Raw genomic sequence first — 5,572 nt, 5'->3', positions numbered from 1 at the left:
GGTCCACTTTGTTTAAATCACTGCTTGAGCTAAATCCCTCACGAACAATGCTCATCAACTCCAACGGAATGCGATGACTGGCCAATACATCATTCGTCGTCATGCTCTTTATGTCTTTAAAGGCATCTTTCGCTTCCACCTGACCGATTGGGGTTAGTTCTGGCTTTTTGCTATCTCTACCTTTTGCGTTAATGTAGATGTTTTTAAATGCGCCACCCTTTGAGAGTTTTTGTTTGATTTCTTTTTCTTGCTCTTCTGTCAGATTCGAGTCATTCATATAAAGAATATACCCTGCATGCGAGCCATTAATATAATACTTACGACGAAACAAGGTCGCATCTTCATTTAACCAAATAGAGCTTAATGCGCCGATGTATTGCGGTAATCCATACAACTCTTGAGAGACGTCGTATTCGGTTAAATGAAATACCTGCCCTGCACGGTAGTCAATTCGCCCCTCATCACTGAACGCTTTTGGCTTATAGCAATACTCATCACTCTTTTCTTTACGGCGCATAAACAGTGCAGGTAAATGCTTAATGGCCACAATCTCGCGAAACCCATTGCGGACAATCTGCAAATACCCATTACCAAAGGTTAAAAAATCTGCCATAAAACGCTTAAAATCGCGCTTTTTGAGTGAAGGGTGCAACTGAACTGAGCTGCTGGCCATATTGCCTTTTACATACAGTGCAGAGCCGTGCATTGGATTAGCTCGAACCGCCTTAGCAAGCGTATCAAGTTGAATGGGCGTTTCATATAAGCCATTAACAAGCGCTACTTCCATGTAGCTGAGTATGTCACAGCTCATGACGCTTTCTGGTGTGTCAAAGGTGATCAAAATACGCTCCTTATGAGAATGAAATCGTGGTTGTGTTATCGTTTAAAATATCAATCGGCTCCCAATGCAATACGTGCATTGCAGCCCAGGCTAAATCAGCATGAGAGCCTTGTTTTGTTCGCGTTGATATCATCGTGATCTGATTACTGGCCTTAGTGGTGTGTTGTCGTATCATCAAAAAGGAATGAACCACATCATCCCAACTGTCATCAAATTGAAGGCGGCCCGCATTAATAATTTCATGCGCTTTATACGCCATCATCCGTTTAACTTCGGGGCTGTAATTCACTTCCTTTAAACTTGGGTAAAACTTTCTGACCAGCTCCGCCACCGCGGAGCCAACACCGCTGGTATCCATCTCTAAATGCACAACATGGTATTTTTTAGTGATGCCCTCAATGGCCTTGGCCTGCTCTTCATAACTTGAGCCCTTTAATCTCATGCGCTCTAAGAATCGAAACACACCGCCTTTTTTAAGGGGTTTTAATGAAATAACTAACCCCGCGTCATCCGAGCCATCCGCTTGCCCGCCCCCTCTTGGGTCATAACCAACCAACACCTCAAGATCGCCTGCAGGTCGACATTTCCCCATATCAATGGTTTTCCATTTTGACGTATCCGTTTTGCAGGCGAGTAAGGCTTTGATATTGAAAAATGACGCAGAATCATCCAAAAACACACAACGAAGTAGGTTATCAAAAATACTTTTTATCGGGTATTTACGGCGTAACTTCTCCATATTAAAGAAAGTTGCGCCTCCTTTGATGGCATCATCCACCGTGATCATTTGACGGAAAACGCCATCCACACCCATTGCCCCTTTTTTAAGGGCTTTGTGGCTGATATCAATCCCTTTTTCTTTTGGTCCCGTCCATTTAGGGTACGCTTCGTGTGCCGTTGATGACGGTGTTGATAAGTACGTAGTTCGATACTGTGCCTGGATGGACATTCCACCCGCATAATCATCCAATCGTTGAAAATTAGGCATCCAAAAAACTTCGTCATAATACATATGACCATTAAAGCCTTGACTGGTAAACACGTTGGTTGACATGAAATGAAGCTCAGCGCTATTGCTCAACGTAATGCTGTCTTTGCCTTTTAATTCCACGCCGCCAATCTGCAGCGCGAACTTTCTGATGTAATTTTTGAATATCTCAGCCTGCTTACGAGAGGCGGAAATAAAGACCTGGTTATCCCCTGTCAGTACCGCATCTTCAAACGCTTCAAATGAGAAATAATCGCTTAACCCAATTTGGCGTGACTTCAAATAAAATCGCTGCTCATTAATGCGCTCATCGCCTTTATGCGCATGAATGTCTTTCTGATATTGAAAATATTTCGTCTCGTAATACTCAGAAAGCCTCTCTGCTGTGATCCCAGATACATCATTTTTAACTTTATTATTTGGTCGCCCTCGAGCCGGTGCACCACCGACGTCAGCATGACTGGCTTTTCGTTTTTTACGCTCTGCGGCTTCATCGCGTTTATGCTTTTGATCCAGTAGCATCTCAAGCTCTTTAAGTTGCTCGGCGTGCTTTCTGTCAATCCACAATAAATAGGCAATGCGTTGGCGCAGCATTAATTCCACCGGCGAATCATCGCGCATTTTCTTCCAGCCAAATTTGGCTATCCATTGCTGAACGGTGCGTGGTTCCACTTCCAACTCGTCGGCAATCTCTTTGGTTTCGTACTGACGTAAGTAATACCCCAAGGCGAGTGTTTGCTTTTGGGTATAAATGGGGGTGTCATTACTGCGCTTAATTTTCTCTTTCATCGGTCTCTGCGTTTTACTCAGGCTTAACACAGAGTGCTACAAATAAGGGCATGACTCAGCCATTGGGTTTTCTGTATCGGGGGATACAGAAAAACGGCTGCTATTAAAGAGAGGAATGATTCACTACATTAAATTTAGAAAACACAGGAGAGCACGTGGATGTTTCAGTCAGAGCCAATTTGTATTTTAACCGCAGGACCAACCATTGATGGTCGTCATATTGAACAACAAGTGATAGATGACATCGCCGAGTTGTACGATCCTGAACGTTACAACGCTCGAATTAATGAAGAGCACTGGTATTGGGGGGATAAATTTGGCTCAGTCCTGTCGGTTGAAAAACGCAACAACCAGTTATGGGCAGTGTTAAAACCCAATTCAAAACTGCTCAGTACCATTGAAGAAGGCCAATTACTGCATACCTCCTGCGAAATTCAGAAAAACTTCGCCGACTCAGGAAAATACTACTTAACCGGATTGGCATTAACGGATGATCCCGCGTCCCTGGGAACCACCGAAATTCACCTTTCGGCCAGAAAACCTGAAGATAAAGGAAAAGATCTTTTTTCCACAGGAAGTACTATCAGCAAGAAAATGCTAACGGGCAATGCGTTGAGTGAGCAAGAAGAGCACTCATTTATCGCTAAACTCATGAGCTTTATGAGCAATAACCGCCATCAAGCGCAAAATAATGAAGAGGATAACGACATGGATGAAGAGATAAAAACACTGCTAACAAAAAATACAGAGCAAAACGAAGCAGTGGCAACCGCGTTAAGCTTATTAACAGAAGCTGTGACTGCACTCTCTGCTGGCAAAGAGCCCACCGCAGCGCCACCGGTTGAAGAGGAAACGCCGCCAGAGGCAACCGCTGAATTATCAAAAAAAGTGGACGATTTATCAACTCAGCTGACGGAATTGACGACCAAGCTAAGCGCAATGACCGATGAAGAGCAGCGTGCACTGGCGGGTGAAGGTGGGGAAACGCCTTACCTATAATGGGGGATCTTCATTTTTCGTATTCTTATTTTTATTTTTATTGAGTATTTACTTATGTTAGAAACAACAAAAGTCTTATTAAACGCCTATACAAAAGCCGTTGCGCAGCAAAATGGGGTTGCGGATGCCACTGAAAAATTTAACGTAAACCCTGCAGCGACTCAGCGCCTTATTGCTCAAATTCGTGAGAGCAATTGGTTTTTAAAAAGGATCAACATCATTCCTGTTATCAACCAAAAAGGCGAAGCGATTGGCTTGGGTGTTTCAGGCATGATCGCAAGTCGCACTGATACCTCAGCGGGTAAAACACGTAAAACTAAGCGTGTGTACAACATGAAACCCATGCCGTACTTATGTGAGCAGGTCAATTTCGATACGCACATTCGCTACAGCCAACTGGATGCGTTTGCGCACCTAAAGAACTTCAATACCATCATCTCAAATCAAACGCGTGAGCAGATTAATGCCAATAAAATTACCATCGGTTTTTATGGCACATCCTGTGAAGCAAACACGAATGCAACCGCAAACCCTAACGGCGAAGATGTGTGCAAAGGATGGTTTCAAGCACTTCGTGATCATAACCCTAAAGCCATGCTGGCGCAGGGTGACACGACTAATGAGATCCGCATCGGTGAAGGGGGTGACTTCACTAACCTTGATCTCGCAGTAATGAATGTCAAAGGCCTTCTTCATGATACCTGCGAAAACGATGCGGATTTGATTGCGATTATTGGTACTGATCTGTTGGCGTATGAAAAAGCCAAGTTCTATGCGAAAAACGGCAACACGCCAAGTGAAAAAGCCAAAATTGAAGAAGCGCAAGTGATTGGTACCTATGGTGGTCTGCCTGCCGTGTCAGTACCTGGGTTCCCGCCAAGCGGTATTCTAGTTACAAGCTACAAGAATCTATCCCTCTACATTCAACAAGGCTCTATTCGTCGCTCTGTGGGTAAGCAAAACGATGAGCGCGATCAGGTTGAAAACTTTGAATCCATGAATATTGCGTATGTTATCGAGCAACTAGAAAAAGCGGCCGCGATTGAATTTGATAACGTGAAGTTATGGATTGATGGCGCATGGGTATAACCCGCTTAATTAACGAGACAACCCCCTCATAGGCTTGCGCTTGCGTTATCAAGAAAATAGAACGCTTCTTGTTATTCGCTACGCGCTTAGCCTGTGTTTTAAAGGAGGTATCACATGAGTCACATGGCATTTGTTGGCAATAAAGATAAGACATATGAAAGCCAATTACCTGCAACTGAGCAGTACCCTGCACTCACTGTTGCAGAGTTTCAAGATGTGTTCCATTTTTTAAGTAATGAGACAGAGATTAGCGTTTTGCATCACCTCACTCTTGCTCGATTAACCGTTCATACTGAGCTTGTGGAAATGCTTACTTTGCATGAAACCCTTGATCATCTTTCCGTGCATTGGTTTGGTGAGACAGCGTCAGGCGTATCGCTTTACAAGCAAGCGGTCTTCTCTCTGGCGGCAAATCGCATCGTGGGCAATAAACTCAGCACGGACGCCACCGCAGAGGCGGCAGACCGACAAGAAGCGCTGCAGCAAAAAGCGGACAACTGCTTAGTGCAATACCGTCAAGCGGTTGATTTACTTCTTCACGGAAAAGCAACCTATACCTTTGAAATGGTGTAAATCATGAAAGCATTACAAAGTTTAACTGAATTATTTACCCAGTCTGTTACGGAGGCAAAGAATGTCGAGTTGTGGGCTGAAGATGGTCAGATTGATTGCACCCAAGGGTTGACTGTGGATGGGTTTGATATTGCCTACACGGTAAATATCAACATGAGCAATGTTGATGTAGCACCTGAAATTCTCATGATGCATTTGGTGATATGGCTTAATCAATACGATGTAGCCAGAGAAAGCAAGGGGCTAGCGCCTCCCTCTTTTGCCACTGAGCGTTTAGATAACGGACATTTTGA

Annotated in this window: 6 protein-coding genes; 4 read left to right on the top strand and 2 right to left on the bottom strand. The window is 44.1% G+C overall.

Translation table 11 applies throughout. The features are described from left to right. Positions 1-811: phage portal protein (locus tag PVK71_RS19990; RefSeq protein WP_274421919.1), on the bottom strand; the 811-nt coding region annotated here is incomplete at its 3' end. A gap of 40 nt (positions 812-851) precedes the next feature. Then, positions 852-2,618, bottom strand: a complete 1,767-nt coding sequence (locus PVK71_RS19985) for a terminase large subunit domain-containing protein (protein ID WP_274421915.1) — start codon at positions 2,616-2,618, stop codon at positions 852-854. Between the two features lie 159 nt (positions 2,619-2,777). Here PVK71_RS19985 and PVK71_RS19980 point away from each other — a divergent pair, with 159 nt between their 5' ends. The 4 genes from PVK71_RS19980 to PVK71_RS19965 all read left to right on the top strand — a co-directional run. Then, complete coding sequence (locus PVK71_RS19980) at positions 2,778-3,617, top strand: GPO family capsid scaffolding protein (protein WP_274421913.1); 840 nt, start codon at positions 2,778-2,780, stop codon at positions 3,615-3,617. A 54-nt stretch (positions 3,618-3,671) separates the two neighbouring features. Next, the gene (locus PVK71_RS19975) at positions 3,672-4,706 is read left to right on the top strand and encodes a phage major capsid protein, P2 family (protein ID WP_274421911.1); all 1,035 of its coding nucleotides are present in this window, start codon (positions 3,672-3,674) and stop codon (positions 4,704-4,706) included. Positions 4,707-4,829: 123 nt separating this feature from the next. Continuing rightward, positions 4,830-5,279, top strand: coding sequence for a head completion/stabilization protein (locus tag PVK71_RS19970; protein ID WP_274421917.1), 450 nt, complete (start codon positions 4,830-4,832; stop codon positions 5,277-5,279). 3 nt (positions 5,280-5,282) lie between these two features. Then, positions 5,283-5,572 (top strand): phage tail protein (locus PVK71_RS19965; protein WP_274421909.1); only part of this gene is annotated, 290 nt, incomplete at its 3' end.

The organism is Aliivibrio sp. S4MY1 (genome assembly GCF_028765545.1).
GTDB lineage: Bacteria > Pseudomonadota > Gammaproteobacteria > Enterobacterales > Vibrionaceae > Aliivibrio.
The sequence above is the reverse complement of the archived record's forward strand: the minus strand, read 5'-3'. Positions and strand labels throughout refer to the sequence as shown.

Excerpts from the sequence above, each read along its gene's own strand:
- PVK71_RS19985 (WP_274421915.1), bottom strand. The coding sequence starts at position 2,618 with ATGAAAGAGAAAATTAAGCGCAGTAATGACACCCCCATTTATACCCAA.
- PVK71_RS19980 (WP_274421913.1), top strand. The coding sequence starts at position 2,778 with ATGTTTCAGTCAGAGCCAATTTGTATTTTAACCGCAGGACCAACCATT.
- PVK71_RS19975 (WP_274421911.1), top strand. The coding sequence starts at position 3,672 with ATGTTAGAAACAACAAAAGTCTTATTAAACGCCTATACAAAAGCCGTT.
- PVK71_RS19970 (WP_274421917.1), top strand. The coding sequence starts at position 4,830 with ATGGCATTTGTTGGCAATAAAGATAAGACATATGAAAGCCAATTACCT.